The organism is Streptomyces sp. NPDC059895 (genome assembly GCF_042731035.1).
Taxonomy (GTDB): Bacteria; Actinomycetota; Actinomycetes; order Streptomycetales; family Streptomycetaceae; genus Streptomyces.
The window spans coordinates 154,900-179,911 of record NZ_JBHWKO010000012.1 but is presented as its reverse complement, the minus strand read 5'-3'; the positions used below and the strand labels follow the sequence as shown (position 1 = coordinate 179,911).

Below are 25,012 nucleotides of genomic sequence, written 5' to 3'. Positions count from 1 at the left end.
GCGTCCGCCGTACGTGTCCCACCCGAACGTGCCTCGTCCGCCAGTGCCGGGGCGCGCGGACACCTGCGGGCGCGTCAGAACGACCCCCCGCAACCACCCGCGGCCGAATTCACTTGGAATTAACCCCTGGTACTAAGGCTGTTCAGAGAGGTCTATCACCACTCTCTCATCTCTTACGGGTTCCTTACGGGGGGAGGCCGACACCCCCAACCGAAAGGCACCCATGACTGGCTGGCTGAAAGGCCGCCGCCGTCACCGCCCTGACGACGGCGGCACGGCGGCGCCCACGGCGACCGCGGGATCCGCGGACCCGACCCCCCACGACGAGCCCCTGCGCGTCGCCAGCAGACTCCACGCGTTCAACCGCTACGAGCTGAAGTACCTCGTCCCGGTCGAAGAGGCCGCCCGGATCCGTGACGAGCTCGGTGAGCGGATGGACCGGGACCTGCACAGCCCCGTGGGCGGCTACGGCGTCTGGAGCCTCTACTACGACACGCCCCAGCTGCGCTTCTACTGGGAGAAGATCGAGGGCCTCAAGTTCCGCCGCAAGCTGCGCATCAGGCACTACGGCGACCTCGACGGCGTCACCGACGACTCCCCGGTCTGCGTGGAGATCAAGCAGCGGGTCAACCGGGTGACCCAGAAGCGCCGGATCACGCTGCCGTACGCCGTCGCCCGCCGGCTGTGCGACGGGCGGGAGGAGATCGAGCACTCCGCCAAGGAGAAGGCGTTCGTCCACGAGGTCCTCGAACTCGTCGTCCGGCTGAACCTCCAGCCCACCGCGATCACCGGCTACCAGCGCGAGGCGCTCGTCGGCCGCGACCAGGACACCGGACTGCGCGTCACCTTCGACCGGCGTATCCGCGGCCGTGACCGCGACTTCCACTTCGGTGTGGAGCGCCCGGAGAACCGGTTCATCCTCCCGCCCCACATGTCGGTGATGGAGATCAAGGTCAACGAGCGCGCCCCCTACTGGATCACCGACCTGGCGGCCAGGCGCAACCTCAACCTGATCCGGGTCTCCAAGTACGTCCAGAGCATCGAGTCGTTCGGCCTCGCGCCCCGGTCCGTCTTCCACGTCCGGGAGGAGGATCTGCCGCCGGCGCCCCCCGAGGCCGCCGCCCGGTCGGTCCCGGTGTTCACCGCACCCGTCGTGTCCCCCCGTTCCCCCCTGTCCCCCGTACACCCCACGACCCCCACCACGGAGGTACTGCACCCGTGAACCTCAACCTCCAGGACCTGAGCGGCACGTTCAGCGTCACCGACATCGTGCTGGCCATGGCCCTGTCCTTCGTGCTCTCCACGATGATCGGGTACGTCTACCGCGCCACGCACAAGAACGTCAGCTACAGCCAGTCCTACGTCCAGACCCTCGTCATCGTCGGCATGATCGTCGCCCTGATCATGCTCGTCGTCGGCTCCAACCTGGCCCGCGCGTTCTCCCTGGTCGGCGCCTTGTCGGTGGTCCGCTTCCGCAACGCCGTCAAGGAGACGCGGGACGTCGGCTTCATCTTCCTCGTGATGGCCATCGGCATGGCCTGCGGCGCCCGCTTCTACACCCTCGCCGCCGTCGGCGGTGTCGTCATCGCCCTGATCATCCTGGCGATGAGCAAGTTCAACTGGTTCGCCCTCAACGTCCAGCGCCAGGTGGTCAAGGTCCAGCTCCCGGCCGGCGAGGACCACACCCACGCCATCCAGGACGTCCTGCTGCGCTACACCGACGAGTTCGAGCTGGTGAGCACGGAGTCGATCCGCGGCGGGACGCTGACCGAGGCGTTCTACACGGTGCGCATCAAGAAGGGCCACGAGCCCGGTGAACTGGTCGCGGCCCTCCAGGAGCGGACCATGGGCCAGCGGGTGACCGTCCTCACCGGTTACGACCAGACGGACCTCTGATGGCGACGCCCCGCAGGCGGCTGGTGCACCGCATCCCGCTGCGGCTGCGGCACCACTGGAAGCCGAGCGCGCTCCTGGCCGCGGGCATGGTCGTGCTGCTGGTCTTCTTCGGGGACGCCCGTGTCTCCCCGTTCGTCACCAGCGCCTCCCGCGCGGACGCCGACGGGATCACGGAGAACGTCACCGGGCCGGTCGGCCTGTTCGACGACTCACGCACCCACACCATCAGCCTCACGTACGACGAGACCGACTTCGCCGACATGATGGCGAAGTACCAGGACGAGGGCGAGAAGGAGTACATCGAGGCGGACCTCACCATCGACGGCGTGTACCTCAACGACGTCGGGATCCGCCTCAAGGGCAACTCCACGCTCCAGAGCCTGCGCCAGACCACTCAGAGCGGCGGACAGGGCCCCGGCGGAGGCATGCAGGGCGGTATGCAGGGTGGCACGCAGGGTGGCATGCAGGGCGGCGCGCCGACGGCGGACGGTCAGCAACAGGACACCGGCCAGGACCAGCAGGCCACCGGCGAGGACCAGCAGGCCACCGACGAGGACCAGCAGAGCACCGGCGAGGACCAGCAGAGCACGGGTGAGGACCAGCAGGACACCCGGCAAGGCGGGCAGGAGGCCGGGCAGGGGCAGCAGCAGGGCCGGGCAGGAGGGGGCGGCATGGCGCAGTACGACCTGTCCGCCGACCGGCCCGAGGAACTGCCCTGGCTCATCAGCGTCGACGAGTACGTCGAGGGGCGCGCGTACCAGGGCCACCGGGAGCTGTCCCTGCGGCCCGGCGTCGACGACGCCCTGCCGCTGAACGAGGCCCTGTCGCTGTCCCTGATGGAGAAGTCCGGGCAGACGGCGGAGAACTACGCCTTCACCGCCCTGACGGTCAACAACCGGCCGACCGCGACGCGGCTCATGGTCGAGAACCCGAGCAAGGACTACGTCGACACGGAGATCCCCGCCACCGGCGTCGCCTACAAGGCGCGCGCGGGCGGCAGCTTCGACTACGTGGGCGACGACCCCACCGACTACGAGACGTCCTTCAAGCAGCTCAACCTCAAGGGCAGCCAGGACCTCTCACCGGTGATGCGCCTGCTGAAGTGGGTGAACCAGGCCTCGGACGAGGAGTTCGCCGAGGAGCTCGACCAGTACGTCGACGTCGACTCCTTCGCCGAGTACGTGGCCACGCAGAACCTGATCCTGAACTCCGACGACATGGCCGGACCGGGCAGCAACTACGTGCTCTGGTACGACCTCGACACGAAGAAGTTCTCGGTGCTCGGCTGGGACTTCAACCTCACCTTCAGCGGGACGGCCACCACCGGACCCGACGACGACACCAGCATGGGAGGCGGCGGAGGCGGCATGATGCCGGGAGGCGCCGCCGCCACGGAGACCGGTGGAGAGACCGGTGGAGAGACCGGCGGACAGATCGGCGGACAGGCGGCCGGAGGTACGGGCGGGGACACGCCCGCCACCGGCACCGCGCCGTCGGGCATGCCGTCCGGTATGCCGTCGGGCATGCCCGGCGGTACGGGACCGCAGGCGGGGAACGGCCAGGGCGGCGCGCCCACGGGCCAGGACGGCGCCGGCGCGGGCCCGGGCGGGGCAGGCGGGGGAGGTGGCGGCATGGGCGGCAACATCCTGAAGGAGCGCTTCCTGGAGACCGACGCCTTCGACAGCGTCTACCACGCCGCCTACCGTGAGCTGTACCAGCGGTTCTACGCCTCGGGCTACGCGCTGGACGCCCTCGACTCGCTCGCCGCGTGGGCGAAGAAGTCGGGTGCCGACGCCACCGGGGTCTCCACCACGGCGAAGTCACTGCGCTCCACGGTCACCACCCGGACCAGCAGCCTCGCCGAGAACGAGGTGATCACCGGCTGAGCTGACCCCGGCTCCCGCACCACCACGCATCGGCGTCCGGACCTCGCCAGAGGCCCGGGCGCCGATGCCGCATGCCCGGCGCGGGTCCACCGAAAGCCAGCCGCGCACCCCGTGAACTCCCCGTCCGCGGGACGAACTCGCCCACGGGGCAACGGACATGCTCATCGCACAGCGCGGGCACAGAACGTCCGGTCACGTGCGGATGTGCCACCCGTTCCGTGCGGGCCGGGCTGCCCCGAAGTCCGCTCCCGGAAACACGGTTCGAGAACGGGCTGGTCAACTCCTGTGGGATTGATCGCAGTCTCTCGTATAGTGACGCCCAGTTGATCGCTGCCTACAGAATTCTGCTCGCATTTTTCCCCAGGACGACACAAAAGGGCCGCCTCCCGAAGCGGCCGCCCAAGGACCCGAGTGATGACCGCGCCCGCCTCTTCCGGCGACCGATCCAGCATCCGAACCCTTCTTCCCCCTGCCCTGCTCACCGCCGCCCTGTCGGCCCTCGCCGTCTGGTGGGCCGTCGCGACCGCACCCGCCGCCGCGCAGGGCCTGGTCGGAGCGTGCGGTGCCGCCGCCGCGGTCCTGCTGTGCGTGGCCGTCACGGTCGCCGCGCAGGCGCGGCGCGCGGCACGAACCGCCCGCGCCGCGCTGCGCACGGCGACCGCCGACGCCGAGCGGGCCAACCAGGCACGTGACCTCCAGGCCGCGCAGTGGCGTCAGGAACACCAGCGGTACACCGACGCCGCCGCCCACGAGCGAGCCCGCCTCGCCGAGGAGTTCACCCGTGAACGGGCGCGCACCGCCCAGGAGGGTGAGGCCGAGCGCGCACGGCTCGCCGCGGAGGTCCGCGGGCTCACCGAGCGGCTCGACCGCGCCGTCGCCGAACGGGATCTCGCGCTCTCCGCCACCGCCAACGCGGCGGGCCGCATGCAGGCGCTGGCCACCGGAACCCTCGCCGACCTGCGGGCCATGGAGGAACGGCACAGCGACGAGGACGTGCTCGCCGACCTCCTCCACCTGGACCACCGCACGGCCCAGGCCGGCCGTCTCGCCGACTCCATAGCCGTGCTCACCGGCGCGCGCTCGGGACGCCGGTGGGCACGCCCCATCTCCATGGAATCCATCCTGCGCGGCGCGATGGGCCGGATCAGCGGCTACCAGCGCATCCGTCTGCACTCGGTCAGCGACGCCGCCGTGGCCGGCCACGCGGCCGAGGGCGTCATGCACGCCCTCGCGGAAGTGCTCGACAACGCCGCCAACTTCTCGCCGCCCAACGCCGAGGTGCACGTCTACGTCGAGGAGGTGCCGGCCGGCGTCATCGTCTCCGTGGAGGACAGCGGGCTCGTCATGAGCGACGTGCAGCTGCGCCGCGCCGAGCAGGCCGTGTCCGGCGAGGTGACCGAACTCAAGGGCCTCAACGGCACCCGCCTCGGCCTCGCGGTCGTCGGGCGCCTGTCGCGCAAGTACGGGATGAAGGTGTCGTTCCGGCCGTCCGCGCGGGGCGGCACCGGCGTCCTCCTGCTGGTCCCCCAGGACATCCTCACCGCGGCCCCCGTCGAGGCCCGGCCGCCCGCCGCCGAACCGCCTCGCCACACCGCCCCGGCCGACACCCCGCAGCCGGACCGCACCGCCCCCGCCGAGCCCGTCGCCGCCGAGGCGTCCGAGGAGACGGACACCACCGGCCCGCGGGACACCACCGGCCGGCAGGACGCCACCGGCCCGCAGGAGGGCGCGGGGCTGCCCAAGCGCCGCCGCGGACGCACCCTGGCCGCCGCCGAGAACGCGCGGGCCGCCGCCCAGAGCGCCGAACGCCGCCAGGACAGCCCCGAGGACATCCGGACCCGCGCCGCCCGCTTCGGCAGCTTCCGCCGGGCGGTCCGCGCCTCCGACGCGGGGGAGAGCACCGGCGGGCACCCGCTGCCGCCGGGCCTCGACGACCCGCACTCCTCCCCGTCGGCCGCGCACTCCCCGGACGCCCCGTTCCCCCGCGCCACGACGGCCCCCGACACCCCCACCCCCTCGCACCCGGAAGGCGACACCACCTCATGACCGGCACGACCACCGCCGACGAGAAGCTCACCTGGCTCATCGAAGGACTCCTGGAGCGCACCCCCGGCGCACGGCACGCCCTCGTGCTCTCCCGCGACGGCCTGAAACTGTGCCGCACCCCGGAGCTGACGGTCGACCAGGCCGACCAGCTGGCCGCCATCGCCGCCGGCATCCAGTCGCTGTCGCACGGGGCCTCGATCGAGTTCGGCGACGGCAGCGGAGGCGTGCGCTCGTCGATGACCGAGTTCTACGGCGGGACCCTGTTCATCGTGGAGGCCGGCCAGGGCGCCCACCTCGCCGTCGTCACCAGCGAGGAGGCCGACCCCGGACTGGTCGGACACAACATGAGCGAGCTGGTGGAACAACTCGGCGAGCACCTCACGGCCCAGCCCCGATCCGCATGAAGCGCCCCGGCAGGGACGACGCCCCGGACCGGCTGTACACCCTCACCGGGGGACGCAGCCGCTCCGGGCCCGACAGCCCCTTCGACCTGGTGACGCTGGTGGTGGCCGAGTGCGATCCCACGCCGGGCATGCAGTCGGAGCACGCGGCGATCCTCACCATGGCGCAGGCCCCCACCGCCGTGGTCGAGGTCGCCGCCGAACTGGGGCTCCCCGTGAGCATCACGAAGATCCTGCTGTCCGACCTCCTCGCCTCGGGCCGGGTCAGCGCCCGCCACCCGCAGACCTCAGCCCTTCCCGACCTCGACATCCTGGAGCAGGTGCTCGTTGGCCTCCGCAATCTCTGACGCGCGCACCCCCCTGGGTGCCTCCGCCGACAACGGTCTGAAGATCGTGGTCGTGGGCGGTTTCGGCGTCGGAAAGACGACCATGGTCCGCTCCGTCAGCGAGATCCGTCCCCTCAACACGGAGGAGACGATGACGCAGGCCGGAGAGGCCGTCGACGACATCAGCCGGGTGCGCGGGAAGACCGCGACCACGGTGGCCTTCGACTTCGGCCGGATCACCCTCGACGCGCGCAACGTGCTGTACCTGTTCGGCGCCCCCGGCCAGGAGCGCTTCTGGTTCCTGTGGGACCGGCTGTTCTCCGGCACCCTCGGCGCGGTCGTCCTGGTCGACACCCGCCGCATCGACGACTCCTGGTACGCGATCGACCGGCTGGAGAAGCACGGCACGCCCTTCATCGTGGCCTGCAACGACTTCGGCGGCCCCAGCCACGCCCACCAGGACGTCCGTGAGGCCCTCGACCTGGATCCGGACGTGCCGCTGGTCGACTGCGACGCCCGCTCCCGGGAGTCGAGCAAGCAGGTCCTCATCACCCTCGTCCAGCACATCAAGAACCGGTACACCGGGCAGACGGCCCGAGCCGCCGCGTCACCACGGGAGTTCGCGTGACCACCGACGCCGTTCCACTGGGCGGCCCCCGCTTCCAGACCGACCCCGCCCAGCTGTACCGGGAGATGCGCCGCGACCACGGTGCCGTCACCCCGGTCCTGCTGGACGGGGGCGTCCCGGCCTGGCTCGTGCTCGGCTACCGCGAGCTGCACCAGGTGACCGGCGACCCGGTCCTCTTCAGCCGCGACTCCGAGCTGTGGAACCAGTGGGACGTCATCCCCGGCGACTGGCCCCTGCTGCCGATGATCGGCCGCAAGCAGCCGTCGATCCTCTACACGGTCGGCGAACGGCACCGCGAACGCGCCGCGATGATCAGCAACGCCCTGGAGGAGAGCGACCCGTCCGAACTGCGGCGTCACGCGGAGAGGTTCGCCGACGAGCTGATCGACGCGGTCTGCGCCGGGGGAGAGGCCGACCTGATCGGCCAGTACGCCATGCTGCTGCCCGTGCGGGTGCTGGCGCGGCTGTTCGGCTTCTCCGACGAGGAGGGACCGGGCCTGGTCACCGCCCTCAACGACATGATCGACGGCCGGGAACGCGCCCTCGCCGGCCAGCGCCACCTGGCCGTCTCCATGGCGGAGCTGGTCGCCTCCCGCCGGGCCGCGCCCGCCGACGACGTCGTCTCCCGCATGCTGGCCGACCCGAGCGGCTTCACCGACGAGGAGGTCATGCAGGACCTCATGGTGATGCTGGCGGCCGGCCACCAGCCCACCGCCGACTGGATCGGCAACTCCCTGCGCCTGATGCTCACCGACGACCGGTTCGCCGCCTCCCTGTTCGGCGGCCGCAGCAGCGTCGCCGAGGCGATGAACGAGGTGCTCTGGGAGGACGCGCCGTCCCAGAACATCGCCGGCCGCTGGGCGTCGCGCGACACCCACCTCGGCGGCCAGCACATCCGGGCCGGCGACCTGGTGCTGCTCGGTCTTCAGGCCGCCAACTCCGACCCGCAGGTGCGCCCCCACGGCTCGGCGCTCACCGGCGGGAACAACGCACACTTCTCCTTCGGCCACGGCGAGCACCGCTGCCCGTTCCCGGCCCAGGAGATCGCCGAGGTGATCGCCCGGACGGGCATCGAGGTCGTGCTGGACCGGCTGCCCGACATCGACCTGGCCGTCCCGGCCGCATCCCTCGCCCGCCGTCCCTCGCCCTGGCTGCGCGGGCTGACGGAGCTGCCCGTGCGGTTCACACCCACCCCTGCCCTGGGAGGAAACTGACGATGACGTCCGGAACCGAAGAACTGCGTATCCCCCTCGATCCCTTCGTCACCGACCTGGACGGCGAGAGCGCCAAGCTCCGTGCCGCCGGACCGCTGGCGGCTGTCGAACTGCCCGGCGGCGTCCCCGTGTGGGCCGTCACCCACCACGCCGAGGCCAAGGCGCTGCTGACGGACCCGCGGCTGGTCAAGGACATCAACGTCTGGGGCGCCTGGCAGCGCGGGGAGATCCCGCCGGACTGGCCCCTGATCGGCCTGGTCAACCCCGGCCGGTCCATGCTGACCGTGGACGGCGCCGACCACCGCAGGATGCGCACCCTGGTCGCCCAGGCCCTCACCCCCCGCCGGGTGGAGGAGATGCGCGCCCGCATCACCGAGCTCACCGAGACCTTGTTAGAGCGTCTGCCCGCCGACGCCGACGTCGTCGACCTCAAGGCGGAGTTCGCCTACCCCCTGCCCATGTACGTCGTCGCCGACCTCATGGGCATCGAGGAGAGCCTGCTGCCGCGGCTGAAGGTGCTGTTCGACAAGTTCTTCTCCACCCTGACCCCGGGCGAGGAGGTCGTCGCGACCCTGGTCGAGCTGTCCGGGATCATGGCGCGGACGGTCGCCGCGAAGCGCGCCGAGCCCGGCGACGACCTGACCAGCGCGCTCGTCCTGGCCTCCGAGGACGGCGACCGCCTCACCGACGAGGAGATCGTCTCCACGCTCCAGCTGATGGTCGCCGCCGGGCACGAGACCACCATCTCCCTCATCGTGAACGCCGTGGTGAACCTCTCCACCCACCCCGACCAGAGGGCGCTGGTGCTGTCCGGCCAGGCCGACTGGTCGGCGGTGGTCGAGGAGACCCTGCGCTGGTCGACGCCCACCTCCCACGTGCTGATCCGGTTCGCCACCGAGGACGTGCCGGTCGGCGACCGGGTGATCCCGGCGGGCGACGCGCTCATCGTGTCGTACGCCGCCCTGGGCCGCGACGAGCGGGCGCACGGCCCCACGGCCGGCGACTTCGACATCACCCGGGAGACCCGCACCCGCCACATCGCCTTCGGCCACGGCCCGCACGTGTGCCCCGGCGCGGCCCTGTCCCGCCTGGAGGCCGGCGTGGCGCTGCCCGCGCTCTACGCCCGGTTCCCCGGACTGGACCTGGCGGTGCCGCCGTCGGCGCTGCGCAACAAGCCGGTCGTCACCCAGAACGACCTCTTCGAACTTCCGGTCAGGCTCGGCCCTCCGGCCGTCTGACACCGCACGCCGCCCCGCCGCGCCGACACCGGCCGGCGGGAGCGGCACCCCCGGACGCCCCGGCCCTTGCGCACCGGCAGCCGGCCGACCACCCGTGCGGCGCAGTGTGCGGTCCCGCTCGCGGGGCAGTCGGACGCTGCGCCGGAGCGCGGGACGCTTCCCGTGTCACGGCGCCGGGTGGCCGCCGCCGATCCCCCGAGTCGGGTGCGGCCACCCGGACAGGGGGGGCCGTGCGCCGCCCCGGCGGGCCCGTGACACTACTGTCCTCGGCATGACCGAAGACTCCCTGCGCTCCGTCACCGTCGAGCGGACCGCCACCGGCCACTTCACCGCCACCAACGCCCGCGGCGGCGTGATCCGCTTCGCCACCGGTTCCGGTCCGGAGGGCGGGAGCGAGTTCACCCCGGTCGAGCTGCTGCTGGCCGCGATCGGCGGCTGTTCGGCCGTCGACGTCGACGTCTCCACCGCCCGCCACAGCGAGCCCACCGGCTTCACCGTCACCGTGACCGGCCACAAGGTCACCGACGGGCTGGGCAACCGGTTGACCGACCTCGAGGTCGCCTTCTCCGTCGCCTTCCCGGACGGCGCACCCGGCGACCGGGCCCGCGCGATCCTCCCGCGGGCGGTCAAGGCCTCCCACGACCGGCTCTGCACGGTCAGCCGCACGGTGGAGATCGGCACCCCCGTCACCACGAGGGTCACGGACGCCTGACGCCCTCCGCCCCGGACGTACGCCGGGGACCGGCCGGCTGGGAGTCGGCCTGCGGATCGGGGCCGGCGGCGGAGGCGATCCCGGCGCGTGCCGCTTCCAGCTGGGCGGCGAACGCGATGCCGAGGAACAGGGCGACGCCGGTGACGTTGGCCCACAGCAGCAGCGCGACGAACGCGGTCAGCGGCCCGTAGACCGCGCCGAACGCGTCGCTGCGGCCGACGTAGAGCGACAGCAGCCAGGTGGCCGCGACCCACAGGACCAGATGGACCGCGCTGCCGACGGCGAGCCAGGTGTAGCCCGGCTGCCTGCGGCGCGGCGACCACCGGAAGATCACGGCGGAGGCGATCCAGGCCAGCGCCGCCCCCACCACGACCTCCAGCGTCTGCCACCAGCCGTGCCCGCCGCCGCCGGATCCCACGGTCGCGGTGACGGCGTCGCCGACCGCCTCACCGGCCACGAGCACCACGAACCCCAGCACCATCGGCAGCCCCGCCGCCACCGACAGCAGCACGGCCCGGCCGTACTTGCGGGCGAAGGGACGGTCGCGCTCGATGCCGTAGATGCGGTTGGCGCCCCGCTCGATCTGGCCCATCGCCGACGCCAGGTTCAGCACGGCGAAGCCCAGGCCGAGCCACAGGGCCAGGGCGCTCCACACACCGCCCCGGGCGCTGCGCCGCGACCCGGCGAACGCGTCGTCGAGCAGGTCGGCGCCGGCCCCGGGCACGATGTCCGCGAGGGTGCGCTCGACGACCCGGCCCACCGCGTCGGTGTGCACCGACGCCGCCAGTCCGACCAGGGCCAGGGTGAGGGGCACCAGGCCGAGCACGATCTGGAAGGCGAGCGCCCGCGCGTTGGTGAAGCCGTCGGCGTAGCGGAACCGGGTGAAGGAGTCCACCAGCAGGCGCACGCCGCCGTAGTGGCGCAGCGCGGCCAGCGCCTCGTCCCCGGACAGCTCCTCCCCGATCATGTCCCTGGTCTGCGGAACGTGGACGGCGGTTCCCATCGCGGACAGGCTCCCTCCCGTGCGGCCGGATGTCACTGGGGACCGCGTGCCCGGTCCGGCCGCCCGTGAACGGCCCGGCGGGCGACGTGCCGGCCGGTCAGGCGTTCAGGGCGTGGTGCGGTGTGGGGTAGCAGGCGATGAGGGTGTCGACGCCGACGAGTTGCAGGGTGCGCAGGACGGGCTGCCGGACGTCCGCCAGGCGCAGCCAGCCCGGCTCACCATGCGCCTGGTGGGCGGCGATGAGGACGTTGATGCCGCTGGAGTCCAGGAACGTCACGCCGCCCAGGTCCACCACGGTCCGCGGCCCCACGGCGCCGTCGGCGGGTGTCAGCGCCCGGCGGAGGGGGCCGGCGGTGTCGTGGTCGACCTCGCCCGTCACCGTGACGACCACGACCTCGTCGACGATGGCGCGGGAGACCGTCAGCCGTTGCGGTTCTGCCACTTCGCCGATGTCTGCCACTCTTCCCTCTAACGCTCAGTGAACTTCGGGCCAGCGTCCTTCCGAGAGCCTGCCCCGGAATGCTACGGGAGATGCCCGGCCGCCGCCGTCCGGGGCGGAGCAGGCCTGTACGACGTGGGTGTGGGTACACGCCGCCTGTGAACGGGGCAGCGAAGGTGGTTCGGATGGGACCAGGAGCCCTCGGTGAGGGCCCGGCAGCGACAGGAGACGACTCTTTGCATGTCACGGCCGCGCTGGAGGGCGGCGGTGCGTGCATCGCCGCGGGCCGTGATCTCGCGGCGGACTTCCTCACCCGGGCGCGGGCCGTCCACGGGGTGCCGGTGACGGCGCGCACGGTGGACCTCACGCAACTGGTGGTCAGCGAGCTGGTGACCAACGCGCGCAAGTACGCGCCCGGCCCGGTGCTGCTGGAGGTGCGGGTCGCCGAGGGGACGGTGGAGGTGAACGTGTGGGACAGCGATCCGGTGCTGCCGGTGGCCCGGCCCGCCGACCCGGACCGGGTGGGCCAGCACGGTCTGGAGATCGTGCTGGCCGTCGTCAGCGAGTTCGACGCGCGGCGGGAGCCGGTGGGCAAGTGCGTCACCGCCCGGATCGCCCTGGCGGAGGACCCGGCCCCGGTGGGCGGGGCCCGCGCAGACCGGCCCCGGTGACGCCGGGCGCCTGAGCCCCGGCCAGGGGCTGGCGGGGGGTCGACCGCCCCCACTCCCCGTGGCCCCGCCCTCCCGGCACCGCGCGTACGGCCGCGTACGACCGCACACTGGGCATATCGACCCGGCCGCCTCGGGCTACGACGACGCCGGCGGCCGTGTTTCCCCCGGGTCGGGCGGGCAACTCGGTGCCGACGGCACGCCGACGCCTCCCCGCACCCCCGGTGCCCCGCTCCCGCGTGCCCCCGAGGAGGCCGGATGACCATCACCCCGCCCGCACCGTCCCGCCGCCCGGGCCCGCGCATCGGCGTGCTCGGCTCCTACGGCGGTTTCAACACCGGCGACGAAGCCATCCTGACCTGCGTCCTGAGCTGCCTGCGCGCGCACCGGCCGCACGCCCGGCTGGTGGTGCTCAGCCGCGACGTCGCGCACACGCGCCTGCACCAGCCCGAGGCCGACGAGGTCGTCGGCTGGGAGGGCGTCCCGCAGAAGCCCGTGCTCGACGTCCTGGCCGGCCTCGACCTGCTGGTCCTCGGCGGCGGCGGCATCCTGTACGACGGCGAGGCCCGCCGGTACCTGAGGCTCGTGGGCGCCGCCCAGGCCCGGGGCGTGCGGACGTTCGCCTACGCCGTCGGCGCGGGCCCGCTGCGCGACGCGGACGACCGGGCGGCGGTGCGCGCGGTGCTGCCCGGCATGGACGAGCTGGTGGTGCGCGACGAGGAGTCCAGACTCGTCCTGGAGGAGGTCGGCGTCGACCGGGACCTCACCGTCACCGCCGATCCGGCGCTGCTGCTGCCGCCGGAGCCGTTCACCGAGCAGATGATGCGCCAGGAGGGCGTCCCGGCCGGAGTCAGACTGGTGGGGATGTCCGTGCGGGAGCCGGGCCGGGCGGCGGAGAAACTCGACGAGGGCGACTACCACGCGCTCCTCGCCGACGTCGCCGACTTCCTCGTCCGGCGTCTCGACGCCCACGTGGTCTTCGTCCCGATGGAGCGCCAGGACGTCCGCCACGCCCACGGTGTGCTGTCCCGGATGACCGCACCGCACCAGGGACGCATCCTGAACAACTCCTACAGCCCCGGACAGGTCCTCGGCTTCATGAGCCACCTGGACCTGGTGGTCGGCATGCGCCTGCACTTCCTGATCTTCGCGGCGATGTCCGGTCTGCCCCTGCTGCCGCTGCCGTACTCCGGGAAGGTCTTCGACTTCGCCCGCCGCATGGGCGCCCCCGCCCTGGTCGGTGTGGACCGCGAACAGGCGGGACTGCTGCTCGCGGAGGTGGACCGGCTGTGGGACGAGTTCCCCCAGCGGCGCGCCGACCTCGGCGACCGCGTCCGGCTGATGCGGGACCTGGCCCGGGAGACCTGCGTCCGCTGCGGCACGATCCTCGACAGCGTCCAGGCCGACGGGCCCGCCGTCCGCCACGAACACCTCGAAGCCGGTGCGGGCGCACCGCCGCGGGCGGCGGCGAGCGCCGCCCCCGCCTGACCGCCCCGCCCGCACACCCCGGCCACCAGCCACCGGCCACCGGCCACCGGTCACCGGCGACCAGCCACCGGCCACCGGCCACCGGCCACCGGCCACCGGCGACCAGCCACCGGCCACCGGCCACCGGCGACCAGCCACCGGCCACCGGCGACCAGCCACCGGCCACCGGCCACCGGCGACCAGCCACCGGCTGCCGGCCGGCCGACGGGAAGACGGGAAGAAGCCATGCCCCTCCTGGAACCGCCCCGAGAGCCCCGTACCGTCACCCTGCCCCCGCGCCCGGCACGCCACGGGGGCCGGGTGGACGTCCTGGTCGTCGGCGGTGGACCGGCCGGCACCGCCGCGGCCCACGCGGCCGCCGACGCCGGAGCCGACGTCGTCCTGGTGGAGCGGTACGGCTTCCTCGGCGGCAACGCCACCGCCTCCCTCGTCATGCCGCTGATGTCGTTCCACAACGAGAGGAGACAGGCCGTGTTCGACGACGACGGCGGCGGCAACCGGCTGCTGCCCTCCGACCACGGCGAGGGCGAACCGGTCGTGGCCGGGTTCCTGTGGCGGCTGCTGGACCGGCTCGGCGCGCGCGGCGGCTGCATCCAGCCGTCGCTGGACACCGGCTACACCGTTCCCTTCGACCCGGAGATCTTCAAGCTCGTCCTCCTCGATCTGCTCGACGAGGCGGGCGTCCGGCTGCTGCTGCACGCCTTCGCGTCCGCCGCGCTGCCCCTGGACGACGGCTGGCGCGTCGTCCTCGAGACGAAGTCCGGCCCCGTGGTGATCGACGCGGGCACCGTCGTCGACGGCACCGGCGACGGCGACGTGGCGGCCGCCGCCGGAGCGCCGTTCGAGGTGGGCCGGCCCGAGGACGGGCGGGTGCAGCCGATGACACTGATGTTCCGCGTCACCGACTTCGCCGCCCCCCGCTTCGCCGAGTACGTGCGCGGGCACCCCGACCAGTGGCGCGGCGTCCACGGCCTGTGGGACCTCGTCGAGGAGGCCACCGCGGCGGGCGAACTGAGCCTCGCGCGCGAGGACGTCCTGTTCTTCGGCACCCCGCACCCCCGCGAGCTCAGCGTCAACAGCACCCGGGTCACCAACGCCCTCGGCATCGACGTGTGGGACCTCACCCGCGCCGAGTGCGCGGCCCGCCGCCAGCTGGAGCAGATCGACCGCTTCCTGCGCACCCGCGTCCCCGGCTTCGAAGAGGCGTACGTCGCGCAGAGCGGCACCCAGATCGGGGTGCGCGAGACGCGCCGTATCCTCGGCGACTACCACCTGACGGGGCACGACATCCTCGGCGCCCGTTCCTTCCCGGACGTCGTCGCGCACGGCGCGTACCCCGTCGACATCCACAACCCGCGCGGCCGGGGCACCGTCCTCAGACGCGTACCGCAGGGCCGCTTCTACGACATCCCCCTGCGCTGCCTGCTCCCCGTCGGCACCGAGCGGATGCTCGTGGCCGGGCGCTGCATCTCCGGCTCGCACGTGGCGCACTCCTCCTACCGCGTCATGCCCATCGCGATGGCCACCGGCCAGGCCGCGGGCGTGTGCGCGGCCCTCGCCGGACGGCTCGGCCGGGTCCCGCGCGCGGTACCCGCCGACCTGGTGCAGGAGGAACTGCTGCGCCAGGGCGCCCGGCTGCGCCGCGGCGCCGACAGCGAGACGCCGGTCGACGGCGCGGCGCGGACCGCGGGTGCGGCACGGACCGCCGGCGAGGCCGGCACCGAGGACGGAGGGCATACGGCATCCGGCGATCCGGCCTGACGGACGCCCACGGGGAACGGCCGTCGCGAGTCCGACAGCCCTGCGAGCCGAGCGAGCCGAGCGAAGGGCGCGTGCCGGGGGCGACGGCGTCGGGTGACGGTGACGGTGACGGCTGAGGCGGGCTCGCGCGGGCACCCGGAGACCCTGCGCATCCGCACCGAGCAATGATGGGCACCCGGAGACCCTGCGCATCCGCACCGAGCAATGAGGGGAGCGGGCCATGGAACGCGAGAGGCCGCGCACGGAACGGGACGACCCCGCCCACCGCCTGCGCGCGATCGGCGCCGACGTCTTCGGCTGGGACACCCTCCTGCCCGAGCAGCTCACCGCCATGGAATGGGTGCTCGACGGCGAGGACGCCCTCGTCGTCATGCCGACCGGGTCCGGCAAGTCCGCCGTCTACCAGGTTCCGGCCGTGATGCTGCCCGGGCCGGTCGTGGTCGTGTCGCCGCTGCTGGCCCTCCAGCGGGACCAGATCGCCGGCCTGCCGGACGGCGACCGCGCCCCCAAAGCCGTCGCGGTCAACTCCGACCTCGGCGCGGCGCGGACCGAGGCCGCCTGGGAGGCGGTGCGCGGGGGCGACGCCCGCCTGCTGTACCTGTCGCCGGAGCAACTGGCCAAGGAAGAGGTGCTGGAGCGGCTGGCCGAGGCGCGTCCCGCCCTGTTCGTGGTCGACGAGGCCCAGTGCGTGTCCTCATGGGGCCATGACTTCCGCCCCGACTACCTCCGCCTCGCACAGGCGGTGCGGCGCGTGGGCGGGCCGCCGGTCCTCGCCCTGACCGCGACCGCCGCCCCTCCGGTGCGCAAGGAGATCACCGAGCGGCTGGGCATGCGCCGGCCGCGGGTGATGGTCACCGGCTTCGACCGGCCGAACATCAGGCTGGAGGTCCGCCGCTTCCAGGACGAGGACGACCGGCGCCGCGCCGTGGTCGAGCGGGCCGCCGCGGAGCCCAAACCGGGCATCGTCTACGCGGCGACGCGCAAGGACAGTGAGTTCTACGCGAAGGAGCTGTCCGCGCTGGGACTGGCCGCCGAGGCCTACCACGCCGGAGTGCGCGCCGCCGAGCGCGCCCGGATCCACGACGCCTTCCTCTCGGGCACGGCGGACGTGGTGGTGGCGACATCGGCGTTCGGCATGGGCATCGACAAGGAGGACGTGCGGTTCGTGCTGCACGCGTCGCTGCCGGGCTCCCTGGACGCCTACTACCAGGAGATCGGCCGCTGCGGCAGGGACGGCCGGCCGGCCCTCGCCGTCCTGCACTACCGGCCGCGGGACACGGGGATGCAGACCTACTTCGCCGGCCGCACCCCGAGCCGTGACACCCTGTCCGACGTGGCCGACGCCGTCCACGACCACCGCGGGGAGCCCGCCGGCCTGGACGAGCTGCGCCAGGACACCGGCCTGTCCCGGAACCGGGTCACCGCCGCGGTGAACCTGCTGGAGGAGGCCGGCGCCGTCGCCACGGGGGAGGAGGGCGAGGTGCGGCCCGCCCCCGATGTGTCCGCCGGCCGGGCGGTGGAGCGGGCCGCGCGCGGCGCCGACGCGCATCGCCGGACCGAGCGCACACGGGTCGAGATGGCCCGGGCGTACGCCGAGACGACCGGGTGCCGACGGCACTTCCTGCTCGGCTACTTCGGCGAGGAGCACCGGCCGCCGTGCGACGCCTGCGACATCTGCGACAGCCCTGACAGCCCGGACAGTCACGACGGGATCGCCGCCGAGGCCGCCCCCGAACAGCGGCCCGCCCATCCCGCGGCGGTCTCCTACCCGGTCGGCACCGAGGTCCGGCACGAGCGGTGGGGCGAGGGAACGGTGCTGAGCGAGGACCAGGACCGCATCACCGTCCTGTTCGACCGGGCCGGCTACCGCACCCTCTCACTGGAGGCGGTCGCCGGGCGCGACGACCTGCTCGCGACGGTGCGCCGGCCGGGCGAGGACCGGCCGCCCGCCTGACACGCCCGGCCCGGAACCTTCCCGGAACGCAAGCCGGAGCCCCGTGCCGCATACCAGCCATACGAACGCCCGATGGCCCTCTCCCGACGCCTTTCTTGTTCTGGCCTGGCCAAAGGCCCTACCTACGCTGCCACCACCGCACTCCGGCGGTACGGAACAAGGGACAGCAGCAATCATGGGTCGACTGGCCGGGAAAATCGCCTTCATCAGTGGCACGGGAGCCGGAATCGGTAGGGCCGCCGCCCAGGTATTCGCAGCGGAGGGCGCCCAGGTACTCGGCTGTGACATCGACGAGGACAACGCGGCGGAAACCGTCGAGCTCGTGGAAAAGGCCGGGGGCGTCATGCGGTCCCTCGCCCCCGTCGACCTCTCCACGCCGATCTCGCCGAACAACTGGCGCTTGGCCTCGGCGAGTACCTCAAGACGGTGACGTACCAGGAGGGCACCGACCCGGCCTCGCAGGCCGAGCTGGGCCGGCTCTGCGGGCGCGCGGCGCGCGTGGAGCTGTTCGAGGGCCACGCCCGCTCCGGCGACCTGCGGGCCACGCCGGCCGCCGGCGACGAGCTGCCGTGGGACCCGCGGTGCCCCTGGCGGGGCGGACCGCCCTGGTCACGGGCGGCGGCGGACCGCTGGGCCGGGCCTTCGCCCTCGCCCTCGCGGGCGCCGGGGCCCGGGTGATCCTCACCGGCCGCGACGAGCGCGCGCTCGCCGAGGCGGCGGAACGCGTCCGAGAGGAGGGCGGCGGCGCCCGTACGGCCGTCTGCGACGTCTCCGACCCGGCCTCGGTCGCCGCCCTCGCCGCCGCCCTGGCCGACGAGGACGTGTCGCTGCTGGTCAACAACGCGGGGGTGGCGGGCCCGGTCAAGCCGCTCACCGAGATCGAACCCGACGAGTGGGACGACGTGTTCGCCGCCAACGTGCGCGGCGTCTACCTGATGTGCCGGGCGTTCCTGCCCGCGATGGCCGCTGCCGGGCGCGGTGACGTGGTCAACGTGGCCTCGGTGAGCGGCAAGCGGCCGCTGCTCAACCGCACGCCCTACACCGCCTCGAAGATGGCGCTGCTCCAGCCCGGGACCTACGGCGGCGACGTCGTCCTCACCGTGGCCGAGGCCAACGAGGTGACGTACGAGACGCTCACCTTCCCCGTCCGGCAGGCGCTGTACGTGGGCTCCGAGGGCGTCGACCGGGACCGGTCCGTCCTCGCGGCCGTGCTCGGCGGCCGCGTCACCGACGCCCTCGCCCGGGACGTGTCGATCACCTCGACGGGCGAGTGCTGCAACGGCTTCTTCGTCCAGGACGCCACCTACACGCTCCGACGCCCCACCCTCTCCTTCACCGGCAACGGCCGCAGCGACTTCGCCGGCTACGGCGCGGCCGTCGTCGGCACCGGCGCCGCCACCACCCTCGTCGTCGAGGACGGCGAGATCACCACCCAGGGCGTCGTCCGCACCGCGATCATCTCCGACGGCGGCGCCAACGTCGTCGTGAGGAACACCACCGTCCACACCCGCAACGGCACCCTGCCCGCCGACTACCAGGCCACCGTCGAGACGCCGTACATGCAGTCCGTGCCGTGGATGCTGGGCCTGGACGGCAACGTCCGCGCCACCAACCTCATCGGCAAGGGCAGCAGGGCGACCTACCTCGGCTCCACGGTCCTGTCGGAGACCTGGGGCGCCCTGTCGGAGGAGGGCGGCAGCGGACTGAAGCTGACGGCGGTCAACAGCCGCGTCGGCAACACCGGCGCCTACGGCTACGGCACCTACGCATCTCCGCGTCCCGCACCAAGCACCGGGTGGCGTCCATCGACGCGTCGAACTTCCAGGAGCTGGGCATCGTCACCAACACCGTGCGGCCGGCCGTCAACAACGGCGTCGTCGTGACGCTGGGGAGCGGCTCGGCCTGGACCGTCACCGGCACCTCGCACCTGACCTCGCTCACCCTCGCCGCCGACGCGGCGGTGAGCGCGCCGCGCGGCAGGACGCTCACCGCGACGGTCGACGGCACGGCCACCACCCTCGCCCCGGGAGCCACCTACACCGGCGCCATCACCCTCACCGTGGCGTGACCCGGCAGGCCTCCGCCCCGCGGTGCGCTCGGGGCGGAGGCCGTCACCCGCCGTCGGCGGGCAGCGCGTACAGCCCGGGCAGGTTGACCACGATCGCCTCCTGGGTGCTGCGGGCGATGACCACCACGGCCTCCTCGGCGGGGTCCGGGTTCTCCTCGCGGTGCGGCACGAACGGCGGGACGAAGACGTAGTCGCCGGGGGAGGTGCGCAGCCGCACCTCCTCGGGCCGCTCGCCGGAGTCGTCCAGGAAGACGAACTCGGGGTGCCCGCTGACCACGTAGATGGCGGTCTCCGACGCGCCGTGGTGGTGGTCGGAGGACGACGTCTCGGGAGCGACGTGGGTCTGGCCCATCCACAGCTTCTCCGACCCCACGGTCCGCCCGCTGACGGCGGCGAACCGGCGCATGCCGCCGCTCTGGGCGGTGTCCCCGTCGAGGCCGTCGGCGCGGATGTGGTGCAGCCGGGTGCTCAGGGGCGCCTTCGGCGGCTCGGGAACGTCGTGCAGATGGGGGTGGAAGCCTTCCCCGGGCGTCGTCAACGGCTCGCTCATGAGCCGGGACGCTAAACGGGCCGCGAAAAGGATGTCAAGAGGTGTCCATTACCCTTCACCTGCGGCAATGTTCCCGCAACACAAGGCGGGATCGGGGCGAACGACCGCGTGCGGGAGCCTGCTCGGGCATGATGTGCGCATGCATATCTCCGCGAAGGCGGACTACGCCGCACGGGCTCTGCTGGAGCTCGCCCGCGAACCTTCCCGCCCGCTCACCTGCGAGGCCATCGCCTCCGCGCAGCAGATCCCGTTCCGTTTCCTGAAGTCCGTCGTCGGCGAGCTGCGCAGAGCGGGCCTCGTCCGCAGCCAGCGCGGCTGCGAGGGCGGCTACTGGCTCGGCCGGCCCGCCCACGAGATCACCCTGCTGGAGGTCGCCCGCGCCGTCGACGGCGAGCTGATCACCCTGCGCGGCGCGTCGCTGGCCGGACTCGACTACCCCGGCCCCGCGACCGGACTGCCCGGCGTGTGGCGCCGGATCGAGGCGGACGCGGCGGCGGTCCTCGGCGGGGTCACCGTCGCCGCGCTGCTGCCCGCGGACGAGGTGACACCGGCCGGGAAGGGGGCCGCGTGACCGGCACCGAGCGGCGGCCGGCGGCCGAGGTGGTGGAGTACACCGATCCGCTGTGTCCCTGGGCCTGGGGCTCGGAGCCGGTCTTCCGCCTGCTGCGGGCGGCACTGGCGGACCGGGTCCGCTGGCGCCGCGTGTTCTGCGTCCTCTTCGACCACGACGACGACCCGCCGCCCGACCCCGCCGCCGAGACCGCCTGGTACGCGCGGTACGTCGAGGACATCACCGCCCACACCCGCTCCCCGCGCGCGGTGCGCCTGGACCGCGTGGCCGCGAGCTCCTGGCCCGCGTCGCTGGTCGCCAAGGCCGCCGAGCGCCAGGGCGCCGACGTGGCCGAGCGCGTGCTGCGCCGGCTGCGCGAGACCGTCTTCGTCCTGGGCGACCCCGCCGACACCCCCGCCTCGGCGCTCGCGGCGGTCCGCGGGGTGCCGGGCCTCGACCCCGTACGGCTGGCGGCCGACGCCGCCTCACCGGCCGTACTGGAGCAGGTCCGCGCGGACCGTGCCGAGGCCCGGCGGCCGGTCGCCGACGTGCTGGCCGCGCAGAGCGGCTCACCGCACGCCGGCACCGCCAAGGAGACCGCCGACGGCCACCGCTACGCCCTGCCCACCCTGCTCGTGCGGACCCCCACCGCCCACCGGGCGGTTCCCGGCTGGCGGACGTACGAGGAGTACGCCGCCGCCGTCGACGGCCTGTGCCCGGGCTCGCTCTCCCCGCCGCAGCCGCTCGCCCCGGACGAGGCGCTCGCCCGCCACCGCACCCTGACCGACCCCGAGGTCCGGCTGCTGACGCGGGGTCCGTGGCCCCCGGCCGGCGCCCTCCGGGTGGACACCGGCAACGGCCCGCTCTGGCTGCACCCGCAGGAGGCCGAGGTCCATCCCGCCTGTTCGCTGACCCCACCCGTCGTGCCCTGACCGGGCCCTGACCTGCCGTCACGCACCGTCCCACCGAATGAGACACCCTTTGGTGTCCATTGACAGCCGTTCACGCCTGCCCCCAGGATGTGCGACATGCTCACGACGCACCCCGGTGTGGTGTGCCGCTACGTGGATCTGCGGCGCACCTGCAGCGCTCTCTGTCGCTGACCGACCGCCGCCCACGGCCCCCTGGCGCCTGACCTCCCGGTCGGCCCGGATCGCCGGCCCAGCCGCCGTACCCGCCGCCCGCGCCTGCCTTCGCAGTCCCGCGTACACCGCGTCCCCCCGCCTGCCGCACACCGGTCCCTCCTCCGTCGCCTTCACCGACGCCCCCTGCCCCGTACGGGCTCCGCCGAGCTGCCCCGAACCCGTCCTCGGCGTGCCCGTACGGGTCCGGGCGCCGGTGTGTGCCGCGCGGACGGACCGCCGCTCCCACACCGCCGATCCCGCCGCATGCCACGCGTCGGAGTCATCGAAGAGAGAACGAGATGCCCGGACGACTCACCGCCCGCCGCCCCGGACCGACACCGCGACCCGCCCGAGCCCGAGCCCGCCGCCCGCGGACCGGAGCCCTGGCCGCCTCCCTCGCCACCGTCCTGGTAGCCGCCCTGAGCGCCTGCGGCGGGGGAGCCTCCGCCTCCGCGGGCGGCGCCACCCTGAAGTGGACCTCCTCCTACTTCCCGGCCCACTGGGATCCGGTCGTCTCCGGCAGCGGCGCCCAGTTCCGCGAACTCGCCCTGGTCTACGCGTCGTTGACCCGCACCGACGAGCAGGGCAACGCCGTCCCCGACCTGGCCGAGAGCTGGGAGTACAACGACGAGGGCGACCAGATCACCTTCCACCTGCGCTCCGGACTGAAGTTCAGCGACGGCGAACCGGTCGACGCCACGGCCGTCAAGGCCGCCGTCGAACGGGCCCAGAAGCAGAAGAACTCCGCGCTCTTCGGCGACCTGACCTCCATCAAGTCGGTCGAGGCGAAGGGTCTGGACGCGGTGATCCACCTCACCCAGGTCGACTACCAGATCCCGCAGCTGCTCGGGCAGCGCGTCCTGCAGATCGCCAGCCCCAAGGCGGCGAAGTCCCCCACCGAGCTGGACCGGAACCCGGTCGGCGCGGGCCCGTTCACCGTCACGCAGCTCGTCCCGGGCACCAAGGCGGTCCTCAAGAAGAACCCGGACTACTGGGACGCGGACAACATCCACATCGACAACGTCGAACTCACCTCGGCCCCCGACGCCTCCACGGTCGTCTCCGGCCTGCGCACCGGCGTCTACAACTTCGCCGACATCGACCCCAGCCAGGCGGACGCCGCGAAGAAGGCCGGCCTCGACGTCTTCGTCCAGCCCGGCTTCAACGCCTCCAACCTCAGCCTCAACGTCAACAAGGCGCCGTTCGACAACACCAAGGTCGTCGACGCCGTCCGGTACGCGGTCAACCGTCAGGAGTTCGTCGACAAGCTGACGTTCGGCTACGGCGAGACGACCGACCAGCCCTTCCCCGAACGGTACGTGGCCTACGACCCCGAGTCGGCGGACGCCTACCCCTACGACCCGGCGAAGGCGAAGAAGCTCCTCGCCGAGGCCGGGTACGACTCCGGCGACATCAAGCTCGACCTGGTCATCCCGTCGGAGGACCCGCAGGCCGAGATCGTCCAGTCGCAGCTCGCGAAGGTCGGCATCACCGTCGACATCAAGATCGACAAGAACTGGTCCACCCCGTTCTTCGCCAAGGACCTCACCTTCTCGCTCTACGGCACCACGGGACGCGACTCCGCGGTGCAGACCCTCACCGCCCACTTCGGCCCCGACGGCCCGCTGAACCTCAGCTCCCCCTACGAGCCCGCCGGCTTCGAGGAGGCCGTCGCGAAGGTCCGCCGGACCCCGCTGGACGCCCCGGAGTACGCACAGGTGCTCCAGGCCGCGACCCGGGCCGGCCTGCAGAGCAGGGCACTGGTGTTCACCTACTCCCCGCCCAACCTCATCGCCAAGAGCAAGACCGTCTCCGACCTGCCGAAGAACCCGGCCCACATCGACTGGACCGGCGTGACCATCTCCAACGGCGGCTGATCCCCGTGCCCTCACCGACCGTTCCGCGACGGACCGTCCCGCCGCAGACCGTCTCCTCGCAGACCGTCGACTCGGAGACCGTCCCGCCGCACACCGTCCCGCCGCACACCGATCAGCCGCACACCGTTCCGCCACAGACGAAGGGGCACCCCATGACGACGACCGAGGCGCAGGCCGGGCCTGCCCTCCGTCGCCGGGGCGCCGCGGCCAGGACGCGGCACGCGCTGCGCCGCGTCCTGGCCGCCCTGGCCCGATCCGTCGCGCTCTTCGTACCGGTGTTCCTGGTGGCGACGTTCGTGACGTTCGCGCTGCGATCCCTGAGCGGGCTCAGCCCGGCGCGGATCCAGCTGGGCGAGGACGCGACCCCCGAGGCCATCGCCCGCATCGAGGCCGAGTGGGGCCTCGACCGGCCCTTCCTGGTCCAGTACGGGGACTGGTTCTCCGATCTCCTGCACGGACAGCTCGGCACGAGCTGGTCCAACGGCGCCGACATCTCCACGCTCATCGGCCTCGGCCTGGGCGTGAGCCTGTCGGTGGCGACCCTCGCGCTCATCATCGGCGTGGTCGTGGGGTTCGCCCTCGGCACGCTGGCCGCCGTACGGCGCACCACCTGGGTGGACCGCTCGATCACCGGCTTCGTGACCGTCATCTCGGTGATGCCGGCGTTCGTGGTCGGCATCGTGCTCGTCGCCGTGTTCGCCGTCGGACTGGACCTGTTCCCCTCGGCCGGATACGTACCCGCCGAGCAGGGGTTCGGGCCCTGGCTCGCCCACATCACCCTCCCGGCGGTGGCGCTGAGCTTCGACGTCGTCGCCGACGTGGCCCGGCAGCTGCGGTCCGGCCTCGTCGCCGCCTACCGCGAGAACTACGTGACCGGTGCGGTCGTCCGGGGCATCGGCCCGCGCCGCATCTTCTTCGCGCACGTCCTGCGCAACGGACTGGGCCCGACGCTGGCCACGCTGGGCCTGAAGTTCCCCGCCCTGGTCGGCGCCTCCGTCGTCACGGAGTGGATCTTCGGCCTCCAGGGCTTCGGACGCTTCGCCAACGACGCCGCCCAGGCCGGCGACGTGCCCGCCGTGCAGGGCGTCCTCGTGGTCTCGATCGCGCTGGTCGTCTCCTTCAACCTGATCGTCAACCTGGTGCTGGCGCGCGTCACGCCGGCCGCCCGACGGGGGGTGTGAAC

Annotated in this window: 24 protein-coding genes; 21 read left to right on the top strand and 3 right to left on the bottom strand. The window is 73.1% G+C overall.

The annotated features are described in order from the left end of the window. Positions 1-223 precede the first annotated feature (223 nt). The 10 genes from ACFV9M_RS17125 to ACFV9M_RS17080 all read left to right on the top strand — a co-directional run bounded on the left by ACFV9M_RS17125 (position 224) and on the right by ACFV9M_RS17080 (position 10,347). Entirely contained in the window at positions 224-1,222 is a 999-nt protein-coding gene (locus tag ACFV9M_RS17125) for a polyphosphate polymerase domain-containing protein (RefSeq protein ID WP_385063387.1), read from the top strand. Next, positions 1,219-1,896, top strand: coding sequence for a DUF4956 domain-containing protein (locus ACFV9M_RS17120; RefSeq protein ID WP_385063386.1), 678 nt, complete (start codon positions 1,219-1,221; stop codon positions 1,894-1,896). Before ACFV9M_RS17125 ends, ACFV9M_RS17120 begins: the two co-directional genes overlap by 4 nt. Beyond that, positions 1,896-3,782, top strand: coding sequence for a CotH kinase family protein (locus ACFV9M_RS17115; protein ID WP_385063384.1), 1,887 nt, complete (start codon positions 1,896-1,898; stop codon positions 3,780-3,782). The genes ACFV9M_RS17120 and ACFV9M_RS17115 overlap by 1 nt, the downstream gene beginning before the upstream one ends. A gap of 414 nt (positions 3,783-4,196) precedes the next feature. After that, a complete protein-coding gene (locus tag ACFV9M_RS17110; protein ID WP_385063382.1) occupies positions 4,197-5,828 on the top strand; it encodes an ATP-binding protein in 1,632 nt (543 codons plus the stop codon). Then, positions 5,825-6,232, top strand: a complete 408-nt coding sequence (locus ACFV9M_RS17105) for a roadblock/LC7 domain-containing protein (RefSeq protein ID WP_385063380.1) — start codon at positions 5,825-5,827, stop codon at positions 6,230-6,232. The genes ACFV9M_RS17110 and ACFV9M_RS17105 overlap by 4 nt, the downstream gene beginning before the upstream one ends. Beyond that, positions 6,229-6,576, top strand: a complete 348-nt coding sequence (locus ACFV9M_RS17100; RefSeq protein ID WP_385063379.1) for a DUF742 domain-containing protein — start codon at positions 6,229-6,231, stop codon at positions 6,574-6,576. The genes ACFV9M_RS17105 and ACFV9M_RS17100 overlap by 4 nt, the downstream gene beginning before the upstream one ends. A gap of 13 nt (positions 6,577-6,589) precedes the next feature. Continuing rightward, positions 6,590-7,183 carry an ATP/GTP-binding protein gene (locus ACFV9M_RS17095; RefSeq protein WP_385063428.1) on the top strand — a complete coding sequence of 198 codons (594 nt, stop codon included), beginning with the start codon at positions 6,590-6,592 and terminating at the stop codon, positions 7,181-7,183. Then, entirely contained in the window at positions 7,180-8,397 is a 1,218-nt protein-coding gene (locus ACFV9M_RS17090; protein WP_385063378.1) for a cytochrome P450, read from the top strand. Before ACFV9M_RS17095 ends, ACFV9M_RS17090 begins: the two co-directional genes overlap by 4 nt. Before the next feature lie 2 nt (positions 8,398-8,399). Further along, the gene (locus ACFV9M_RS17085; RefSeq protein WP_385063377.1) at positions 8,400-9,635 is read left to right on the top strand and encodes a cytochrome P450; all 1,236 of its coding nucleotides are present in this window, start codon (positions 8,400-8,402) and stop codon (positions 9,633-9,635) included. Positions 9,636-9,906: 271 nt separating this feature from the next. Beyond that, positions 9,907-10,347 (top strand): OsmC family protein, encoded by a 441-nt coding sequence (locus ACFV9M_RS17080; protein ID WP_385063376.1) that lies wholly within the window; start codon positions 9,907-9,909, stop codon positions 10,345-10,347. On the opposite strand, the gene ACFV9M_RS17075 is transcribed toward ACFV9M_RS17080, so the two are convergent. Together ACFV9M_RS17075 and ACFV9M_RS17070 are read right to left on the bottom strand one after the other, a co-directional pair. Then, positions 10,334-11,350, bottom strand: coding sequence for a YihY/virulence factor BrkB family protein (locus ACFV9M_RS17075; RefSeq protein ID WP_385063375.1), 1,017 nt, complete (start codon positions 11,348-11,350; stop codon positions 10,334-10,336). The genes ACFV9M_RS17080 and ACFV9M_RS17075 overlap by 14 nt on opposite strands. A 97-nt stretch (positions 11,351-11,447) precedes the next feature. Next, positions 11,448-11,792, bottom strand: a complete 345-nt coding sequence (locus ACFV9M_RS17070) for an STAS domain-containing protein (RefSeq protein ID WP_385063374.1) — start codon at positions 11,790-11,792, stop codon at positions 11,448-11,450. 182 nt (positions 11,793-11,974) lie between these two features. Between ACFV9M_RS17070 and ACFV9M_RS17065 the strand changes: the two genes are divergently transcribed. The 7 genes from ACFV9M_RS17065 to ACFV9M_RS17035 all read left to right on the top strand — a co-directional run bounded on the left by ACFV9M_RS17065 (position 11,975) and on the right by ACFV9M_RS17035 (position 19,728). After that, positions 11,975-12,460 carry an ATP-binding protein gene (locus ACFV9M_RS17065; RefSeq protein ID WP_385063372.1) on the top strand — a complete coding sequence of 162 codons (486 nt, stop codon included), beginning with the start codon at positions 11,975-11,977 and terminating at the stop codon, positions 12,458-12,460. A gap of 255 nt (positions 12,461-12,715) precedes the next feature. Beyond that, positions 12,716-13,945, top strand: a complete 1,230-nt coding sequence (locus ACFV9M_RS17060; protein ID WP_385063370.1) for a polysaccharide pyruvyl transferase family protein — start codon at positions 12,716-12,718, stop codon at positions 13,943-13,945. 225 nt (positions 13,946-14,170) lie between these two features. Further along, on the top strand, positions 14,171-15,706 hold the full coding sequence (locus ACFV9M_RS17055) for an FAD-dependent oxidoreductase (protein ID WP_385063369.1): 1,536 nt from the start codon (positions 14,171-14,173) through the stop codon (positions 15,704-15,706). A 220-nt stretch (positions 15,707-15,926) separates the two neighbouring features. Next, complete coding sequence (locus ACFV9M_RS17050; RefSeq protein WP_385063367.1) at positions 15,927-17,660, top strand: RecQ family ATP-dependent DNA helicase; 1,734 nt, start codon at positions 15,927-15,929, stop codon at positions 17,658-17,660. 175 nt (positions 17,661-17,835) lie between these two features. Continuing rightward, positions 17,836-18,090 carry an SDR family NAD(P)-dependent oxidoreductase gene (locus ACFV9M_RS17045; protein WP_385063365.1) on the top strand — a complete coding sequence of 85 codons (255 nt, stop codon included), beginning with the start codon at positions 17,836-17,838 and terminating at the stop codon, positions 18,088-18,090. A gap of 139 nt (positions 18,091-18,229) precedes the next feature. Further along, the gene (locus ACFV9M_RS17040) at positions 18,230-19,543 is read left to right on the top strand and encodes an SDR family NAD(P)-dependent oxidoreductase (protein ID WP_385063363.1); all 1,314 of its coding nucleotides are present in this window, start codon (positions 18,230-18,232) and stop codon (positions 19,541-19,543) included. Then, entirely contained in the window at positions 19,456-19,728 is a 273-nt protein-coding gene (locus tag ACFV9M_RS17035) for a hypothetical protein (RefSeq protein ID WP_385063361.1), read from the top strand. Before ACFV9M_RS17040 ends, ACFV9M_RS17035 begins: the two co-directional genes overlap by 88 nt. A 43-nt stretch (positions 19,729-19,771) precedes the next feature. Here ACFV9M_RS17035 and ACFV9M_RS17030 read toward each other — a convergent pair whose 3' ends face one another. Then, entirely contained in the window at positions 19,772-20,278 is a 507-nt protein-coding gene (locus tag ACFV9M_RS17030; protein ID WP_385063359.1) for a cupin domain-containing protein, read from the bottom strand. A gap of 139 nt (positions 20,279-20,417) precedes the next feature. Here ACFV9M_RS17030 and ACFV9M_RS17025 point away from each other — a divergent pair, with 139 nt between their 5' ends. The 4 genes from ACFV9M_RS17025 to ACFV9M_RS17010 all read left to right on the top strand — a co-directional run bounded on the left by ACFV9M_RS17025 (position 20,418) and on the right by ACFV9M_RS17010 (position 25,010). Beyond that, a complete protein-coding gene (locus ACFV9M_RS17025) occupies positions 20,418-20,849 on the top strand; it encodes an RrF2 family transcriptional regulator (RefSeq protein ID WP_385063357.1) in 432 nt (143 codons plus the stop codon). Continuing rightward, on the top strand, positions 20,846-21,760 hold the full coding sequence (locus tag ACFV9M_RS17020) for a DsbA family protein (protein ID WP_385063355.1): 915 nt from the start codon (positions 20,846-20,848) through the stop codon (positions 21,758-21,760). The genes ACFV9M_RS17025 and ACFV9M_RS17020 overlap by 4 nt, the downstream gene beginning before the upstream one ends. A 491-nt stretch (positions 21,761-22,251) precedes the next feature. Next, the gene (locus ACFV9M_RS17015) at positions 22,252-23,829 is read left to right on the top strand and encodes an ABC transporter substrate-binding protein (RefSeq protein WP_385063354.1); all 1,578 of its coding nucleotides are present in this window, start codon (positions 22,252-22,254) and stop codon (positions 23,827-23,829) included. A 152-nt stretch (positions 23,830-23,981) separates the two neighbouring features. Further along, a complete protein-coding gene (locus ACFV9M_RS17010; protein WP_385063353.1) occupies positions 23,982-25,010 on the top strand; it encodes an ABC transporter permease in 1,029 nt (342 codons plus the stop codon). The last annotated feature ends 2 nt before the right edge of the window (positions 25,011-25,012 follow it).

Coding starts and splice junctions, on each gene's coding strand:
- ACFV9M_RS17115 (WP_385063384.1), top strand. CDS start 1,896: ATGGCGACGCCCCGCAGGCGGCTGGTGCACCGCATCCCGCTGCGGCTG.
- ACFV9M_RS17110 (WP_385063382.1), top strand. CDS start 4,197: ATGACCGCGCCCGCCTCTTCCGGCGACCGATCCAGCATCCGAACCCTT.
- ACFV9M_RS17065 (WP_385063372.1), top strand. CDS start 11,975: ATGGGACCAGGAGCCCTCGGTGAGGGCCCGGCAGCGACAGGAGACGAC.
- ACFV9M_RS17045 (WP_385063365.1), top strand. CDS start 17,836: ATGGGTCGACTGGCCGGGAAAATCGCCTTCATCAGTGGCACGGGAGCC.
- ACFV9M_RS17075 (WP_385063375.1), bottom strand. CDS start 11,350: ATGGGAACCGCCGTCCACGTTCCGCAGACCAGGGACATGATCGGGGAG.
- ACFV9M_RS17030 (WP_385063359.1), bottom strand. CDS start 20,278: ATGAGCGAGCCGTTGACGACGCCCGGGGAAGGCTTCCACCCCCATCTG.
- ACFV9M_RS17010 (WP_385063353.1), top strand. CDS start 23,982: ATGACGACGACCGAGGCGCAGGCCGGGCCTGCCCTCCGTCGCCGGGGC.
- ACFV9M_RS17050 (WP_385063367.1), top strand. CDS start 15,927: ATGGAACGCGAGAGGCCGCGCACGGAACGGGACGACCCCGCCCACCGC.
- ACFV9M_RS17055 (WP_385063369.1), top strand. CDS start 14,171: ATGCCCCTCCTGGAACCGCCCCGAGAGCCCCGTACCGTCACCCTGCCC.
- ACFV9M_RS17100 (WP_385063379.1), top strand. CDS start 6,229: ATGAAGCGCCCCGGCAGGGACGACGCCCCGGACCGGCTGTACACCCTC.
- ACFV9M_RS17085 (WP_385063377.1), top strand. CDS start 8,400: ATGACGTCCGGAACCGAAGAACTGCGTATCCCCCTCGATCCCTTCGTC.
- ACFV9M_RS17105 (WP_385063380.1), top strand. CDS start 5,825: ATGACCGGCACGACCACCGCCGACGAGAAGCTCACCTGGCTCATCGAA.
- ACFV9M_RS17025 (WP_385063357.1), top strand. CDS start 20,418: ATGCATATCTCCGCGAAGGCGGACTACGCCGCACGGGCTCTGCTGGAG.
- ACFV9M_RS17125 (WP_385063387.1), top strand. CDS start 224: ATGACTGGCTGGCTGAAAGGCCGCCGCCGTCACCGCCCTGACGACGGC.
- ACFV9M_RS17080 (WP_385063376.1), top strand. CDS start 9,907: ATGACCGAAGACTCCCTGCGCTCCGTCACCGTCGAGCGGACCGCCACC.
- ACFV9M_RS17060 (WP_385063370.1), top strand. CDS start 12,716: ATGACCATCACCCCGCCCGCACCGTCCCGCCGCCCGGGCCCGCGCATC.
- ACFV9M_RS17015 (WP_385063354.1), top strand. CDS start 22,252: ATGCCCGGACGACTCACCGCCCGCCGCCCCGGACCGACACCGCGACCC.